The following is a 17,039-nucleotide window of genomic DNA, read 5'->3' on the forward strand; positions in this document are numbered from 1 at the left end:
GAAACATCCTGCTGGCGTATCGAAATCAGAACTAAGTAAAACAAAATATGATCAAAGGGTCACTAAACGACCGGAAAAACGCGCGGTTGATCAAGGCTTGCACCAGGCACTCGTAGGAGCGATTCAGCCAGCTTGCCTGGCTATTCGCGAACATCGTTCTGAATACCACAGATCCCATCTGTAGGAGGGAATCTTATTCCCGACAACTCATCCGGTAATTCACGGTTAAGACTTCAAATCAGCTTGTAGGAGCGATTCAGCCAGCTTGCCTGGCTATTCGCGAACAACTTTGCAAACAGCTACTTCCGGAGGCTTATGGCCCCCAATAATCAAACTCAAAAACCATTCCTGCGGGGATATCGAACTCGATTTCAATGCAAGCCTGTATCGTATGCACCCCGGGGGGCACTTCGGCAACTTCACCCAAACCATAAGCCCAGATTTCGCCATCCAGCTTGATTGGGTGACAGTTCTTACCGTTGTCTTTCAGAACGGCAAAGTAAGTTTTCCCATCATCAGAAAGCGAAACCTGCCCGCGCAGGTGATCATCACCAGAACAAGATGCTAAGAAGCTTGCAAGCATACATAGAAGTACAGATTTCAAGTAGTCGCTCCCTACTCCGACCCTAGTCATGCATCATCAACCTACAAATTAGCCTCTGCATCTAAAGAGGCTACAACCACGACTGAATGCGCAGACAGGCCGTCCAAAAATCCATTTGGACTATATCTCAACGTGAACTCCTCATCAGGAGCCAAGACGTCATTACTGCCTGCCGACGTAAAATCACTTCGCACGCTATTTCCGTTCTGATTCATAAGTATAAGATATAAAAAATTCAAAGCACGATCGTCTACTTTTCCGAGAGTCTGTCGCGACGTATTTTGAAAGTTAACTGGAAGAGCTTCGTTGTCCCATGCAAAGGAAATTGGAGCAAAGGGAGGTATTAACTCGAGGTATTCAGAGTTTGATAGCAGATTCTGAAATTCCAGTTGATACATTATGAACTACCGCTCCCCAATTTCAGCCACATAAGAATGAAGAAAACCAGAAACCTTATGTTTTAGCTCGGAAGTTCTTAGTAATTCATAAACTTCATCAGGCGATTTTCCGATAAGGGGGATACGCAAAAAATGGTCCTCAAAAAATTTATTGCTTACTGTCGAAAGAACCAGCCTTAATGAATAAAGCATATCATCTCCACGATGAGAGGCATGCGCTAACGCTACTGGTTTATCGACAATTTCAAATCGAGAAACCATCCAGTCGATTGCGTTCTTCAGCCCGCCGGGAATGGCTCTGACATATTCTGGGCTTGAGATAATCAGGCCATCGCACTCTTGAACTAACTTGATAAAGTCACAAACCACATCTGGTGTTAAGGCGCCCTCTGCATCTGGAGAGAAAATGGGTAACGAATCAAGACTACTGAAAACTGTAAGTTCGACTCCTTCGGGGGCCGTATCCTTCATTGCATTCAACAAGGCTGTATTCGTAGATAATCTGCGGGAACTTCCTGATATAGCGAGTATTTTCATAGCATCCTAGCTAACACGGTAATTTCATAAGTAGCGTACCTCCACAATCGGTATCGCTCTCGGGACAAAGAATAGCTTCCGGCTGCTAGTATAGAAAGCGCCCTTTCATCCAACCAGATTGCTAGTCTACTTCCTATATCCTACTCGATGAAACCTTGTCCGGTAGTTGTAGTAGGGAGTCTTATTCTCTCCTACAGTGATTCGCGCAGTTAATCGCGAATAGCCAGGCAAGCTGGCTGAATCGCTCCTACATGGTGTGATTTACCTATAGATTCCCAGAAAATAAAAAAGCCGCTAATCATTGCTGACCAGCGGCTTTCTTTATGAGCAGATGGTAGGCAGTGCCTACCCAACACAGGCAATGCAGTTAGTTCTCAAAGGAGTATTGCAAAAGCGTCGCTGACGACGAATTGGCTAGGCAAATCTGAACGAAAAAGCGCAGTTTACACGCAGTAAATGAGCACCTCGTAAAAGACCTGAGAACGTCAACGAAGCAGTCAGAGCAAGGCAGAAACCGGGGCAAGAATCAGGAGCATATTGAAATATGTGACTGATTTGCGCCGGTTTCTAACACAGCTCTGGCAATGCAGTTAGTTCTCAGCTGTTCTCAGAACACCACACCCGCGCATTCCGGAACATCCGCATCCACGCTCCGTCTTCGTCCCACTCTCCAGGCATATAGCTGTTCTGGATCGCGCGGAATACACGCTCTGGGTGCGGCATCATAATGGTGACGCGGCCGTCAGCGGCAGTCAGGCCGGTAATACCCTGCGGTGAACCGTTCGGGTTCAGTGGGTATTGCTCGGTGACTTTGCCGTAGTTGTCGGTGTAGCGCAGTGCAATCTGGCCTGCCAGTTCGTCGATGTCTGATTCATCAGCGAACTCCGCACGGCCTTCGCCGTGGGCGATGGCGATTGGCATACGTGAGCCTGCCATGCCTGCGAGGAATACAGAGTCAGATTCCTGAACTTCGACCATAGCAACACGGGCTTCGAACTGTTCGCTGGTGTTGCGAACGAAGTGCGGCCAGTGCTCAGCGCCCGGAATCAGTTCGTGCAGGTTAGAGAGCATCTGACAGCCGTTACATACGCCCAGTGCGAAGGTGTCGTTACGCTCGAAGAAGGCTTTAAACTGGCCACGTGCCTGTTCGTTGAACAGGATAGATTTCGCCCAACCTTCACCGGCACCCAATACGTCACCGTACGAGAAACCGCCGCACGCCACGAGGCCACGGAAGCCTTCAAGCGTGATGCTGCCAGACAGGATGTCGCTCATGTGTACGTCGACAGTAGCGAAGCCAGCACGGTCGAAGGCGGCAGCCATTTCGATCTGGCCGTTAACGCCCTGCTCACGCAGAATCGCTACCAGCGGGCGCTCATCGCCCAGATCCGCTGTAATATCTTCGTTAATATCGAAGGTCAGTTCAGCGTGAATGCCCGGATCTTCGGCATCGAGCAGAGCATCAAATTCCTGCTTGGCGCAGTCAGCGTTGTCACGCAGAGCCTGCATTTCGTAGCTGGTCTGCGCCCACAGGCGCTGCCAGGTAACACGGCTTTCGCTGAGGAATTCTTCATCCTGGAAGCTAAAGGTAATCTGGTCGTCGTCATTCAGCGTACCGATCACCTGAGTGCAGTCACCCAGACCCGCCGCTTCAAACTGTGCCAGTACTTCTTCCAGATCGTCACGCTTCACTTGCATCACCGCACCCAGTTCTTCGGCGAACAGGGCTGCGGCAAGCTCATCTTTGTTCTCTGCCAGCAGGTCGAGTTTGATATCCAGGCCAGTATGCGCAGCGAACGCCATCTCGGTCAGGGTGGCAAACAGACCACCGTCTGAACGGTCGTGGTAAGCAAGCAGTTTGCGGTCGGCGTTCAGGCCCTGTACCACTGCGAAGAAGGCTTTCAGGTCTTCTGCGTCATCGAGGTCTGGTGCGGTATCACCCACGCGGTTAAATACCTGTGCCAGACAGGAAGCACCCAGACGGTTCTGACCGCGACCCAGATCGACCAGAATCAGGTCAGAGGCTTCGTCAATGCGCTTCAGTTCTGGCGTCAGTACTTTGCGTGCATCAGACACTGGTGCGAAGCCAGTGATGATCAGTGACATAGGCGCAGTAACCGCCTTACTTTCTACCTCTCCATTGGCACCATTCTCTTCCCAGCGGGTTTTCATCGACATCGAGTCTTTACCCACAGGAATGGTTACCTGCAGCTCTGGGCAGAGTTCCATACCCACGGCTTTTACGGTGTCGTACAGTTTGGCGTCTTCGCCTTCGTGGCCAGCTGCACACATCCAGTTAGCCGACATCTTAATGTCAGCCATCTTATTGATTGGTGCTGCGGCGATGTTGGTAATGGCTTCTGCCACTGCCAGACGACCGGATGCTGGTGCATCGATCAGCGCAACAGGAGTACGCTCACCCATCGCCATGGCTTCACCGGCGTAGGTGTCGTAAGACGAGGTAGTTACTGCAACGTCAGCCACCGGCACCTGCCAAGGGCCAACAAACTGATCACGTGCGACGGTACCGGTAATAGAACGGTCACCGATGGTGATCAGGAATGATTTACTCGCAACCGTCGGCAGCGTCAGGATGCGCTTAGCAGCGTCCGTCATGTCGATTCCGGCACTGGTGAAGCTGTCTTCAGCTTTACCACGGGTCGCAACGTCACGGTGCATACGTGGAGCTTTACCCAGCAGGACTTCAAGCGGCAGATCTACCGGGCTGTTGTCGAAGTGGCTGTCGGTGACGGTCAGGTGTTCTTCTTCGGTGGCGATACCCACTACAGCGTATGGGCAACGCTCACGGGCACAGATAGCGTCGAACGCGTCCATGTCTTCTTCCGCAACGGCCATCACGTAACGCTCTTGAGATTCGTTACACCAGATCGCCAGCGGGCTCATACCCGGCTCGTCGTTAGGTACGTTGCGCAGTTCGAACTTACCACCACGGCCGCCGTCAGAGACCAACTCTGGGAAGGCGTTAGACAGACCGCCCGCACCGACGTCGTGGATAAAGGCGATGGGGTTGTCGTCGCCCAACTGCCAGCAGCGGTCGATCACTTCCTGACAGCGACGTTCCATTTCTGGGTTTTCACGCTGTACCGAAGCAAAGTCGAGGTCGGCATTCGACTGGCCAGAAGACATAGACGAGGCTGCACCACCGCCCAGACCAATCTGCATCGCCGGGCCACCCAGTGCGATCAGGCGTGCGCCCACCGGGATATCACCCTTCTGTACATGCTCGTCACGGATGTTGCCGTAACCACCAGCAATCATGATTGGCTTGTGGTAACCACGAACTTCGCCATCGTGCTGCAGTTCGAAGGTACGGAAGTAACCGCACAGGTTCGGACGACCGAATTCGTTGTTAAATGCCGCACCACCGATAGGGCCTTCGATCATGATATCGAGGGCAGATACGATGCGATCAGGCTTGCCGTACTGGCTTTCCCATGGCTGTTCGAAGCCCGGAATTTTCAGGTCAGATACAGTAAAACCAGTCAGACCCGCTTTTGGCTTAGAGCCTCGGCCAGTTGCGCCTTCGTCACGGATCTCGCCGCCGGAGCCGGTTGCTGCACCAGAGTGCGGTGCAATCGCGGTTGGGTGGTTGTGGGTCTCAACCTTCATCAGGATGTGCATTTCTTCCTGATGGTAAGAGTATTCGCGACCGTCTGGATTGGGGAAGAAACGGCCAGTGTGGTGACCACGGATCACAGAGGCGTTGTCTTTATACGCAGACAGGATGTTTTCGTTGTAACACTCGTAAGTGTTTTTGATCATGGCGAACAGGGATTTGTCCTGGTCTTCGCCGTCAATCGTCCAGCTGGCGTTAAAGATCTTGTGACGGCAATGCTCAGAGTTCGCCTGAGCAAACATCATCAGCTCGACGTCAGTCGGGTTACGATCCAGCTTGATGTAGTTTTCAACCAGATAGTCGACTTCGTCGTCGGCCAATGCCAGACCCAGGTTCTGGTCAGCGGCGATCAGTGCATCACGGCCGCCGCCCAGAATATCAATCGTGCTCAGTGGCGCAGGCTCAGCGTGAGAGAACAGGTTCTCAGCGGCGGCGCTGTTTTCCAACACGACTTCAGTCATGCGGTCGTGCAGTGCCGCAGCTACCGCATCACGGTCAGCCGCTGTTGCACCTTCAACGTAGTAAGCGATACCACGCTCAAGACGATCAACATTCGCCAGACCACAGTTATGAGCGATGTCGGTTGCCTTAGAAGACCATGGCGAAATCGTGCCAAAACGCGGTACGACTAAGAACAGCTCACCCGCTCCGTCTTTCTGCTCAGCCTTTGGCCCATAGCGCAGAATGCGCTCGAGGACAGTGAGTTCAGCGTCATTCAAATCGGCTTTCAGATCAGCAAAGTGCATAAACTCGGCGTATACGCCGGTTACTGCTGGCACCGCTGATTGCAGCTTGTTAAGGATTTTGTTCTGACGGAATGAGGAAAGCGCCGGGGCGCCACGCAGCTCAAGCATGGTGGTTCGACTCATAACAGGAAAAAAATGAGGCCGAATTGTACTGGATCAGCCCTTCGTCTGCCATACGGAAGGCGAAGCAATAGAAAAACAGATATGACTGAAAGAACAGTCTGTTCCTGAGGTCAGAGTGGCATGTTGTGCCAGACAAGCTCTATTTTCTGTATATATTTCAAAGTACTACCTGCAATTCACTGCTTAAGGCGAAGGTAAAATTCTCCCGCATCGCTGTTTTAACTCATTCACAGGAGCTAAACTCTCAAGTCCAAGGGAGATGTAAAATACTTATGACCAGGCTGCTGAACACCATAAGGAATACAAGACGTGTACTGACCACACTCGTTGTGGTTGCACTGCTTGTGAGCAGCCGGCACCCCACTCTGCTCGACCGGATTATTGAAGATGGTCGCCTTATCGTTGTTACACGTAACAATCCCACCACCTATTATGAAGAGCGTCACGGCGCGACAGGGTACGAGTACGAACTCGTCGAGTCTTTTGCGGATTACCTGGGCGTAGAGCTTGAACTGATGGTCGTTGATAATCTGCAAACAGCCATGGAAGCTCTCGAAAATGGCGATGCACATATATCAGCAGCGGGGTTCACCAAAGAGCAGACATCAGGCTACCCGGTTGTGTATGGCCCAACCTATTCCTCAATATCAGAGCAGATCGTTTACCGTCTGCGCACCACAAAACCTGAATCGATTGAAGACCTGCAAACCGGGCGCCTGATGGTTCCGGCTAAGTCACGTCATGCGCGCACGCTCAGGCACTGGCAGAAAACCGAGCTGCCCTCCCTTTCATGGCGGGAAACCAGCGAGCTGGATGCGTCTGACCTGCTGCAGATGGTGTCAGACCGCGAGCTGGATTTTACGCTGGTGAACTCGAACGAGTTTCGTCTGATGCGTTCGTACCTTCCGAACCTAGATGTCGCATTTACTCTGGGTGAAATTCAGACCGTTGCCTGGGTTATGCCGCGCCGCGCAGATGACTCTCTGCGCGACCGGACTTTCGACTTTTTCTACCGCCCCGAGACCGGCGTACTCATGGCCGAACTGTCTGAGCGGTTTTATGGTCACGTCGGGCAGTTTGACTATGTCGGCGCTCATCGATTCCTGCGTCATAGCCGCAAGGTCTTGCCCCGCTACGAGAAAGACTTCAAAGCAGCCGCGGAGAAACACGGTTTCGACTGGCGCCTGCTCGCCGCTATGGGCTATCAGGAAAGTCACTGGAATCCACGCGCGCGTTCATTCACAGGCGTCAGAGGCCTGATGATGCTGACCCTGAGAACCGCAGGTGAGCTGGGCGTTACCAACCGCCTCGACCCATCACAGAGTATTGCTGGCGGTAGCCGTTACCTCGCTGGGTTACGCGAGCGTCTCGATGAGTCAGTGCGCGAGCCGGACCGCACCTGGATGGCGCTGGCCGCCTACAACGTCGGCTTCGGCCACCTTGAGGATGCCCGCAGACTGGCGGAGAAACTGGGGCGTAACCCGGATCTGTGGATCGATGTGAAAAAGGTACTGCCGTTATTGACTCAGCAGCGCTACTACCGCCAGACGCGTTATGGCTATGCGCGTGGCCAGGAGCCAGTGACCTATGTTCAGAATATCCGTCGTTATTACGATGTTCTGATCTGGAATGAAGAGCAGGTTGTCGCAGACGAGACCGACAACGACAGCATTCAGGACTCCGATGTGCCCGTGACGGTTATTCCACCCCTGCTCTGAAGCGCAAAGTACTTAAAATTCAGTCTGCCGCAGGCGAGGCTTTCTTGAGCTTCTTTTTACCTGCTCTTCGCGCAGCAAAAAACTCGGTCATGGTGGTAGCACATTGCTCAGCCTTTACGCCGCCCACGACCTCTACCTGCCAGTTCAGAAAGGGCTTTTCAAAGAAGCACTCAGCGCTTTCCACCACGCCCGCTTTGGGCTCGGTAGTGCCGTAAACCACCCGCCCGATGCGACTGTGAATAATCGCACCTGAACACATACTGCAGGGCTCAACTGTGACATAGAGCGTCGCGCCACTCAGCCGGTAGTTTCCGATCCGCTGTGCAGCATCACGAATCGCGTTAACCTCCGCGTGAGCAGTTGGATCGAGACCAGTGATCGGCGAATTTGATCCGACGCCAATGATTTTGCCCTCACTGACGATCACAGCCCCTACTGGCACTTCGCCCTGCTCTGCAGCCAGAGCTGCCAGCTCAAGGGCACAAGCCATGCCCGCCTCATCATCGGCAATGTCGAGGCCGCACAGACTCACAGGATCAACTGCCACTGTCCCAGCCTCTGTCGTCGAGTTCGGTATTCGCCTGATCGTCTGACTTAAGCACTTTTTCCAGATCGGTGGCGTGCTGTTTGGCAACCGTCAGATACTTCTTATCGTCCTCGATTACTTCACTAAGAGCGTACAGGCTCTTCTTGTCGTGGTGCTTAAACAGCTGTGCCGCTCGTTGTGCCTGGTAGGCACGGAATCCCATCAGCGAAAGTGCCATACGGCCCATCGACAGCGCCGAATCAAAGGTTTCCCGCTCAATATGGTCAGCACCGGCGTGAATTAATTCAGCGGCCTCACGGCGCCCAGCGGCTCGCGCCAGAATCTTAATATCCGGATGATGACGCTTAACCTGATGGATGGTTTTCAACATCCGCTGATGATCATCAATCGCCAGTACCAGCAAATCCACGTCTTCAATGCCTGCGGTTTCCAGCAGATCCATCCGGGCGGCATCACCGTAGTAAACTTTGTGGCCAAAGTTACGGACAAGATCCACCTGAGCAGCATCGTGCTCAAGTACGGTAATTTCAAAGCCGTTCATACGCAACAGACGCCCTACAATCTGGCCAAAACGACCAAACCCTACAAGGATCGCCTTCCCTTCCGGTTGTTTAATCGCATCGTGGGGACGTTCGGATGCTTTCACTCCGCGCAGGCGCGGCAACACAAAGCGCTCATTGATAACAAACAGTAATGGTGTCAGTGCCATCGATAAAGCAACAACAAGCGTCAGTGGGTCAATAATGTATGGCGGCAATACATCCTGCGCAGATGCAAAACTGAACAGCACAAAAGCAAATTCACCGGCCTGCGCCAACGAGAAAGTAAAGATGGCATTACTGCGGCTACTGAGGCCGAATGCCTTACCCAGTACCAGCAGAATCACCAGCTTAACCAGCACCAGTCCGCCAACCATCGCAAGAATTGGCCACGGATTTTCCATCAATAGAGCGAAGTCGATAGACGCGCCCACGGAGATAAAGAAGAGCGCCAGCAGCAGCCCTTTAAAAGGCTCGACCTCGGCTTCTAATTCATGGCGATATTCAGAGTTCGCCAGAACCACACCAGCGACAAACGTACCCAGCGCCGGAGATAGACCAATGTGCTCCATCAGTAAAGCAATGCCGACCACCAGAAAGAGTGCTGTCGCAGTAAACATTTCGCGTAGACGGGTTTCAGCAATAATGCGGAATACCGAGCGGCTCAGCCAGCGACCGACAACAACGATCCCGATAACCACACCCAATACCATCAGAGCACTCTGATAGCCCGGCAGATTATGTTTATCACTATAAGTACCGACCTCAGCCACCGCCAACAACGGCAGCACGGCAAGCATAGGAATGACGGCAATGTCCTGAAACAGCAGCACGGCAAATGCGGACTGGCCGCTGTCATTTTTCATCAGACCTTTTTCGTTCAGGGTCTGAAGAACAATTGCGGTAGATGATAACGACAGAACCATGCCGACGACGACCGCATGCTGCCAGTTGTCGAGATAGATAAGCGCTATACCGGCAATCACGGCAGTAGTGAGTACGACCTGCAACCCACCCATACCGACAATAGGCACACGCATACGCCAGAGCTTTGATGGATCCAGTTCCAACCCCACGAGGAACAGCATCATCACCACACCGAACTCAGCGAAGTGCATAACTTCTTCAATGTCCTGACCAATCAACCCCAGCGCAAACGGCCCGATAACCGCTCCGGCACAGAGATAGCCGAGAACAGACCCCAGCCCCAGGCGCGCAGCAATAGGTACAGCAATAACCGCCGCGGCCAGAAACACGAACGCCTGCATCAGAAAACCAGTTTCATGCATCGGTCGGGAACTCCTTAAGGTACTTCAACAGACAAGACCGATATTGCTCAGCGGCTTTATCTATATCCTCATCCGGAGAGTGGCGTCCGTGATACACCTCAAAGGTTGGTTTCATATCGAGATGACAGACGTTGGCCATACGCGGATAGTGGTGAAAGTAATCACTCAGTGGACGCTCATTGACGCCTGTTTCACTGTAAGTGTGTTCCGGCGCTCCGGCCGTTAATACGACCCACATCTGCTTACCTGCCAGGCGCTGCTGTTTACGCCCGTAGGCGTAACCGTATTCCAATACAAGATCCTGCCATTCTCGCAAAAGCGCTGGCATGTTGTACCAGTAAACAGGATGCTGAATTACGATAACGTCGTGCTCCAGAAGCAGCTTCTGCTCGGCCTCTACGTCGATAAAGAAATCCGGATAGGTTTCATAAAGATCATGCACGGTGACGTTATGCAGATCGCTGATCCTGTTCAACAGAGCACGATTTGCTCTTGAGCGCTGATGCGCAGGATGAGCATAGACAATCAGAGCCTTGGCCAATATCAGCCCCCTACTTTTTTGACAGTAAATCCACGCTTAGTCAGCTCAGAGACCAGCAGATCACGCTGTTCGCCCTGAATCTCAATCACACCATCTTTGAGAGCACCGCCCGTACCACACTTCTTTTTCAGTTCTTTTGCCAGTGTTTTCAACTCACTACCAACAAGAGGCACGCCCGACACCAGAGTCATGACCTTGCCGCCGCGACCTTTGGTTTCACGCGCGACCCTGACAATACCGTCGCCCTCGGGCACCTGCTCCTGATCACAGACACACTGATCAACAGGCTCGCCGCAACCCGGGCAGGCACGACCAAATTCAGTGGAGTAAACCAGGCCACCAGATGAAGATTTTTTAGACATGACGTGTTTCCGTTGTCAGAGTAGTTCAGCTGGAAACTACCCTAACCGGGAGATGGGTTCAATCAGGGGAGCGCTTCAGAAGAGCACATTATCTCTGGGAAACTTAAGAACAACCATAGTGCCATGACCTTCCTCACTGGCCATGCTCAATTCACCGCCCTGATTTAACATCAGGTTGTAGGCGACGGTCAGGCCCAGGCCGGTTCCCTCACCGACGGCCTTATTGCTATAGAAAGGGTTGATCGCTTTTTCCAACTGGCCCGAGTCCATGCCACAGCCACTGTCCTTTATGAAGAGATTGATGTAGCCCTCTTCAACCTCAGATGCAATCTCAATGTTGCCCCCCGCAGGCATCGCTTCGCAGGCGTTCTCAAGTATTTTGCCGAGGATTAGTCTCACCTGAGATGGAACAACCTCGACCTCAAGATCCTCGTCGACCAGACTGATCAGTCGGATTTCATCTCTCTGGCAGCCATCGACGGTACGAACAGCTTCGCGTAACAAATCATTCAGCCGCACTTTCTCCCGCGCGAGAGAATCAGAATCGGCAAAGGTTCGTAGTTCACTGATGATGTTCCGGACACGCTCAAGGCTATGTTTCGATGCTGAAATTAACTCTGGCCCATCGTCTTTCACAAAGGCCAGGTCAATCGCCTCGCGCATTTTCTCCAGCGCTAAGCGCAATTCGTTATCGTTAATTTTATCTTCGGCATGCTGATACTCTTCGGCGAGGCTGATCAACTCACTGAGATATTCACTCAACGTCGCGATATTGCTGTAAACCACAGCGACAGGATTATTGATTTCGTGAGCGACGCCGGCAGCAAGATGCCCCAGAGAGGCCATTCGCTGGGCTTGCAAAAGCAGCGCCTGCATTTTTTGCAACTGATCAAGGCTGGCTTGCAGGTTAGTATTACTCTCGTGCAGTTCGCGCGTTCGGGCATGTACCTTTTCTTCCAACTGCTCATTCAACTGCTTCGCTTTCTGCTCAGCGGCCTGTCGCCGCTCCATCTGCGATTGCATCGCCGATAAGAGATCACGCATCTTCGATGTCAGGTCATCCAGCTCTGTACCAGCCAGCGACTCCTCGACTTCGATATTAAGTTGAGTAGGACTATGAATGTCGGTTTCGATCAAGCGCCGGGTCAGGCGTCGGACCGGCCCAGTCAGACGTAAACGAAGTACAATCAAAAGAACAACGATCAGTGTCACTGTGCGGCCCAGATCTGCCAGAAGCACAATGATTGCGCGGCGCTCGAAACCTGCGTTGATCTCAGATTTGTCAGCAAAAAGCGTGACATCCCCAATGACCGACGGCGGCGCGGCGTTGGCTGTGCGATACTGCTGAGGCACGAAGAGCTCGGTGGTGAATTCCAGTAACTCCTGACGACCAGACACACTGCCCTGACGGATCATAAAGTCAGTATTTACTTCGCTGACCTGGGCAGCAACAACCCCAGGGTGGGTGAGCATACTATCGAGCCCTGCGGTCAGACTGCGTTGATCATAGTTATACAGTGCCAGCGCAGCCGTAGAGGTAGATCGCTCTAACAGGGTATTAACAGATTGATCAAAATTTTTCTGTGCATCGCGATAGTCCACCACCATCTGTATGCCGCTGAAAACGAGTCCGGCAAGAAGGCTCCAGATTACAACCTGAAGGGTGAGCTTTTTATCGATCGAAGTCACTGGCGACACTCAGATTCTGTAATGTATCCCGAAGTATAGACCCTATCGGGGAATTGGAATCGCAGTACGGTCCACAACTTTACGCATCACAAATGAAGAGTGTACGCCGCTGACGCCTTCAATCCGTGTCAGGGTGCCCAAAAGAAACTGCTGATAGGCGTCCATGTCCTCTACCAGCACCTTAAGCACATAATCGGCTGACTGGCCGGTAATCAGATAGCACTCCAGCACTTCCGGGCAGGCGGTCAGCTTCTCCTCGAAGTTATTGAAACGCTCTGGGGTATGACGGTCCATGCTGATATTGATCAGTGCCAGCAGGTCGAGGCCAAGCTTACGGGCGTCTAACAGAGCCCGGTAGCCCGTAATCAGCCCGCTATCCTCCAACGCTTTCACCCGGCGCGAACACGGCGACGGAGACAAGCCGACTTTATCGGCAAGCTCAAGATTACTGAGACTGCCATCCTGCTGCAGGAGCTCCAGGAGGTGTCGGTCGGTGCGATCAAGCACCACAGGAGTTATTTTAGCCATCGGCTCGCCCTCAGAAGCAATATTTAACCAATTAATATTATAATTACAGATACTTATTGCTCGTTCAATGGTTTTCAAAGGCACATTTGCAATCATTCTTCGCAATAACAGGCATACACTATATCCATACTGTGAAGGCAGCCGGTGACTCCAATCAGAGCCCGGTGGCGGGAAGCTCAAAAAGCTGACCGAAGTAACACTCAAAAGGCAGTTACGGGCCAGCCAGACAGTCTTAAAACCAACTGAAACTACCCATTCAGAACCAACGGACAGATAACGGATACGACAATGACGACGCCTACAAACCCACGCTTCAATCACACCAAATACCGCGCCTTTCCGCGCGTGACGCTTGACGACCGCCAGTGGCCATCGAACGCCCTGAGCAAAGCGCCACTCTGGTGTTCTGTGGATCTACGTGATGGTAACCAGGCGCTTATTGATCCTATGACCGTTGAGCAGAAAAAACAGATGTGGGCCTTGCTGGTGCGCATGGGCTTTAAAGAAATTGAAATCGGTTTTCCATCGGCGTCACAACCTGACTTCGACTTTACCCGCTGGCTGATCGAGGCCCGCCAGATACCAGAAGATGTCACTGTTCAGGTACTGGTACAGGCACGCGATGAACTGATTGAACGCACCTACGAAGCATTGCGCGGCGTACGCCGGGCTGTGGTGCACGTCTATAACTCCACCTCGCCCGTGCAGCGCAACAAAGTCTTCGGGCTCGAGAAAAGTGGCATCATCGACATCGCCCGCAAAGGCGCGACCAAGGTGATGGAAGAATCGAAGAAATTTCCTGAAACAGAGTGGGTGTTCCAGTACTCACCTGAAAGCTTCTCAAGCACCGAAGTCGACTTTGCGACAGAAGTGTGTAATGCCGTGATCGATGTCTGGCAGCCAACGCCAGAAAACAAAACCATCATCAATCTGCCGGCCACGGTAGAGTCTGCCATGCCGAACGTCTTTGCTGATCAGGTTGAGTGGTTCTGCCGCAATGTCGATAAGCGTGACTGCATTACCGTGAGCATTCATACCCACAATGACCGTGGTTGCGCCGTCGCAGCAGCAGAACTTGCCTTACTGGCTGGCGCCGATCGGATCGAGGGGACGCTTCTGGGGAACGGCGAACGCACAGGCAACATGGACATAGTAACGATGGCCATGAACCTCTACAGCCAGGGGATCGATCCCGAGCTGGATATCAGCATTGCTGACGACATCATTGCGACCGTCGAAGAATGCACGAATATTAAAACGCACCCTCGCCACCCTTGGTTGGGAGAGCTGGTTTACACGGCCTTCTCAGGTAGCCACCAGGACGCTATCCGTAAGTGTCTTGCGCAACAGAGCGAGGAAGAGCACTGGGATGTTGCCTACCTGCCGATTGATCCACAGGACATTGGCCGTACGTACCAGTCGGTTATCCGCGTGAACAGCCAGTCGGGTAAAGGTGGCGCCAGTTATATCGTCGAACAGGCGTTAGGTGTGACACTGCCACGCTGGATGCAGATAGAACTGGCGCAGCACATTCAGTCAGCATCGGAGCGTGAAGCTCGTGAGCTGAGCAGTGATGAGATTGTTGCCATCTTCCGTCAGGCCTTTATGCCTCGCGGTGGCCACTACGAACTGTCGGGTTATCAGACCGAGCATGACAGTCTGCACCATACCATTCAGGCGACGTTGAATGACGGTCAGAATCTGATCACTCTGCACGGTAAAGGCAGCGGCAGTATCAGTGCCTTTGGTGATGCACTGCACAAAACGACCGGGCTCGATCTTCAGGTGGTGCAGTTTGAAGAAGTATCTCTCGGCGAAGGCTCAGACGCGCAGGCAATGGCGTTTGTTCAGATCAGTCTGCAGGGGCAGCGCTTTACTGCAGCCGCTCAGGACGGCGACACTCTGGCAGCCAGTCTGGAGTCGATTGTGACTGCACTGAATATCGCCATCAGTCAGGGTGTTAAAGCAGCCTGATCTGGGAGTCAGTCCGGGAGTCAGTCTTCTGGACTCTCCTCTCCTTGCTCTGCGCCAGTCAGACCAGCCCCACCCAATGCGGTGGGGTCATCTTTGACACGAATCACCCTGGCTGGAATGCCTAAGCGTTCGAACTCGGCGAACCAGACTCGCTGATTTTTCTGCAAGGTGTCTCCAGGCCCTTTGACCTCCAATAATTCAAAGCCCTCACTCGTGGGGAATCGGATCAGATCTGGCAAGCCGGCTTTATGCTGTCTGAGGTCCTGAAGAAGAAAGCGGAAAACACCCTGCCACACGCCCACAGGAATGCGCTCAACAGACAAACGAATCAGGTCTTCGGTCAGCACCGCCCAATGCACAAACGGATTCGCGATACCCTGCTTCTTCTGATAGGTTTCCAAAGCTCTCTCTAAAAGAGTGTCAGCGGATTCTAATGCCTGCCAGCAGACATCAAACTCTTTCTGGCGCAATGTCACGAAGTCCGCTTCATAAAGGTCTGACGGCCGGATCTGGAATGGGTGGAAAAACGCGCCGGGGACTTCAGCATAAATAGCCGACCAGAAGATCAGGCCGAACATCCCCGGAATTAACAGATTTTCGCAGTACACCAGCCGGTCACCGGGATGCTCCGATTCAAATGCAGCAGCCACTGCGCGCTCAACACCAAGCGATAATCGCGTTTCAGCCGGCATAGTCATAACGTCTTCCAAGGGAGCCGACACCCGCTCTGCAAGACGCTGACACAGTTCATGGTTGTGCTTCATTTTTCGCGGCACAAATGAAAGTAAAAACTGGTGCTCTTCTTCGTTGACGGGAGCCTTCGCCATGGCGAACGCCAGCTCATCAGCGTCCTCCTGCTGCCCTTGCGCAACTAATATCCTGAGCCGGCGCTCCCGGGCCGGGTGACGCATGCTGCGCTCATAGATAGTGAGAGCTTCATCAGAATACCCCAGCCGTTCTATCTGGCGCCCGATATCGACCAGAAAGCGATGACGTCGCCGCCTGAGGGTGGATTCTTCGGACGCCGGCAAACTGTCGGCGATCCGGCACAGGCTTTCTTTGCTTAGATCCTTCAGGTCTCCGGCTTCTTCACGCAAAGCGTAATACAGCCGGTGTGCTTCAAGATCACTACGTTGATGGCACCAACGACTGGCGGCATTGAGGTCGTAAGATTCGTATCGGTAAATCCCCAGATCCCGCAGTACAAATTCCGTAAAGTCCTGATAAAGATTGCCAAAAAAAAGCAGCCGGAAGGTGTCCAGCTCCTGCTCTCCGTAAACGCAATAAATCTCCGTGTCAGGCAGACCGGCAACAAGCTGCTCGCTGTTTTCCTCGAAGCGTGTCAGCAACTCTTGCTTGCGCAGCGACGCTGGCACTTTCTGAGCGGTAGAAGTCTGTATAGCCGTGGCCAGTTCCTGACGCGTGAACAGGTTCTGCCAATCATCTTCCTGGGGCAATCCGCCCGACTGAAGGTCATAGATTTCGAGAAAACGCTGGCTCTGCAATTCGACTGCTGCGGCAGTGATATCGGGGATTTCTGCGTACGCCAGTTTGTCACGCCTGAACCAGTCCCCACGGCGACTGAGCAAGCGAACATAAAGACACTGTGCACTTTCCGACAGCCCAATAAAATCGTCGTAAAAGGTACGCTCGTCCTCGTTAATAATGTCTGCGTAAAGTTGCGCGACATGATTGAGAACAAGATTAAAGTTATCGAGGTAGTATTTCTCGGGAAGATCCGGAGCGACGGGCATGCGCAGGTAACTCGTCCTGTGTGGTCAGTGTCAGGACATAATAACAGGCGCAG

General features: G+C 52.8%; 12 protein-coding genes. 2 read left to right on the forward strand and 10 right to left on the reverse strand.

Annotated elements, in window-relative coordinates:
• Window positions 1–313 precede the first annotated feature (313 nt).
• The 3 genes from BW941_RS07895 to purL all read right to left on the reverse strand — a co-directional run bounded on the left by BW941_RS07895 (window position 314) and on the right by purL (window position 6,030).
• Window positions 314–604, reverse strand: a complete 291-nt coding sequence (locus tag BW941_RS07895; RefSeq protein ID WP_217693579.1) for a hypothetical protein — start codon at window positions 602–604, stop codon at window positions 314–316.
• A 404-nt stretch (window positions 605–1,008) separates the two neighbouring features.
• Window positions 1,009–1,539 carry an NADPH-dependent FMN reductase gene (locus BW941_RS07905; RefSeq protein ID WP_076515054.1) on the reverse strand — a complete coding sequence of 177 codons (531 nt, stop codon included), beginning with the start codon at window positions 1,537–1,539 and terminating at the stop codon, window positions 1,009–1,011.
• A 597-nt stretch (window positions 1,540–2,136) separates the two neighbouring features.
• Complete coding sequence (gene purL, locus BW941_RS07910) at window positions 2,137–6,030, reverse strand: phosphoribosylformylglycinamidine synthase (protein ID WP_076515055.1); 3,894 nt, start codon at window positions 6,028–6,030, stop codon at window positions 2,137–2,139.
• Between the two features lie 287 nt (window positions 6,031–6,317).
• On the opposite strand from purL, the gene mltF reads away from it, so the two are divergent.
• On the forward strand, window positions 6,318–7,763 hold the full coding sequence (gene mltF, locus BW941_RS07915) for a membrane-bound lytic murein transglycosylase MltF (RefSeq protein WP_076515056.1): 1,446 nt from the start codon (window positions 6,318–6,320) through the stop codon (window positions 7,761–7,763).
• A 19-nt stretch (window positions 7,764–7,782) separates the two neighbouring features.
• On the opposite strand, the gene tadA is transcribed toward mltF, so the two are convergent.
• From tadA to BW941_RS07945, 6 genes are all read right to left on the reverse strand, one after another.
• A complete protein-coding gene (gene tadA, locus BW941_RS07920) occupies window positions 7,783–8,310 on the reverse strand; it encodes a tRNA adenosine(34) deaminase TadA (RefSeq protein WP_281251176.1) in 528 nt (175 codons plus the stop codon).
• The gene (locus BW941_RS07925) at window positions 8,300–10,138 is read right to left on the reverse strand and encodes a monovalent cation:proton antiporter-2 (CPA2) family protein (RefSeq protein WP_076515057.1); all 1,839 of its coding nucleotides are present in this window, start codon (window positions 10,136–10,138) and stop codon (window positions 8,300–8,302) included. The genes tadA and BW941_RS07925 overlap by 11 nt, the downstream gene beginning before the upstream one ends.
• Complete coding sequence (locus tag BW941_RS07930) at window positions 10,131–10,679, reverse strand: NAD(P)H-dependent oxidoreductase (RefSeq protein WP_076515058.1); 549 nt, start codon at window positions 10,677–10,679, stop codon at window positions 10,131–10,133. The genes BW941_RS07925 and BW941_RS07930 overlap by 8 nt, the downstream gene beginning before the upstream one ends.
• Before the next feature lie 2 nt (window positions 10,680–10,681).
• Window positions 10,682–11,041: a translation initiation factor Sui1 gene (locus tag BW941_RS07935; protein ID WP_068435511.1), complete on the reverse strand. Its 360-nt coding sequence runs from the start codon at window positions 11,039–11,041 to the stop codon at window positions 10,682–10,684.
• Window positions 11,042–11,116: 75 nt separating this feature from the next.
• Window positions 11,117–12,730 (reverse strand): sensor histidine kinase, encoded by a 1,614-nt coding sequence (locus BW941_RS07940; protein WP_139325792.1) that lies wholly within the window; start codon window positions 12,728–12,730, stop codon window positions 11,117–11,119.
• A gap of 42 nt (window positions 12,731–12,772) precedes the next feature.
• Window positions 12,773–13,258 carry an Lrp/AsnC family transcriptional regulator gene (locus tag BW941_RS07945; protein WP_076515195.1) on the reverse strand — a complete coding sequence of 162 codons (486 nt, stop codon included), beginning with the start codon at window positions 13,256–13,258 and terminating at the stop codon, window positions 12,773–12,775.
• Between the two features lie 288 nt (window positions 13,259–13,546).
• On the opposite strand from BW941_RS07945, the gene BW941_RS07950 reads away from it, so the two are divergent.
• Window positions 13,547–15,232: a 2-isopropylmalate synthase gene (locus tag BW941_RS07950; protein WP_076515060.1), complete on the forward strand. Its 1,686-nt coding sequence runs from the start codon at window positions 13,547–13,549 to the stop codon at window positions 15,230–15,232.
• Window positions 15,233–15,252: 20 nt separating this feature from the next.
• Here BW941_RS07950 and BW941_RS07955 read toward each other — a convergent pair whose 3' ends face one another.
• On the reverse strand, window positions 15,253–16,986 hold the full coding sequence (locus tag BW941_RS07955) for a VRR-NUC domain-containing protein (RefSeq protein ID WP_076515061.1): 1,734 nt from the start codon (window positions 16,984–16,986) through the stop codon (window positions 15,253–15,255).
• Between the last annotated feature and the right edge of the window lie 53 nt (window positions 16,987–17,039).

This window comes from Thalassolituus maritimus (assembly GCF_900156675.1).
Taxonomy (GTDB): Bacteria; Pseudomonadota; Gammaproteobacteria; order Pseudomonadales; family Oceanobacteraceae; genus Thalassolituus; species Thalassolituus maritimus.

Bases quoted from the DNA above. Each gene is read 5' to 3' on its own strand.
- BW941_RS07905 (WP_076515054.1), bottom strand. From the start codon at position 1,539: ATGAAAATACTCGCTATATCAGGAAGTTCCCGCAGATTATCTACGAAT.
- purL (WP_076515055.1), bottom strand. From the start codon at position 6,030: ATGCTTGAGCTGCGTGGCGCCCCGGCGCTTTCCTCATTCCGTCAGAAC.
- mltF (WP_076515056.1), top strand. From the start codon at position 6,318: ATGACCAGGCTGCTGAACACCATAAGGAATACAAGACGTGTACTGACC.
- BW941_RS07925 (WP_076515057.1), bottom strand. From the start codon at position 10,138: ATGCATGAAACTGGTTTTCTGATGCAGGCGTTCGTGTTTCTGGCCGCG.
- BW941_RS07935 (WP_068435511.1), bottom strand. From the start codon at position 11,041: ATGTCTAAAAAATCTTCATCTGGTGGCCTGGTTTACTCCACTGAATTT.
- BW941_RS07945 (WP_076515195.1), bottom strand. From the start codon at position 13,258: ATGGCTAAAATAACTCCTGTGGTGCTTGATCGCACCGACCGACACCTC.
- BW941_RS07950 (WP_076515060.1), top strand. From the start codon at position 13,547: ATGACGACGCCTACAAACCCACGCTTCAATCACACCAAATACCGCGCC.
- BW941_RS07955 (WP_076515061.1), bottom strand. From the start codon at position 16,986: ATGCCCGTCGCTCCGGATCTTCCCGAGAAATACTACCTCGATAACTTT.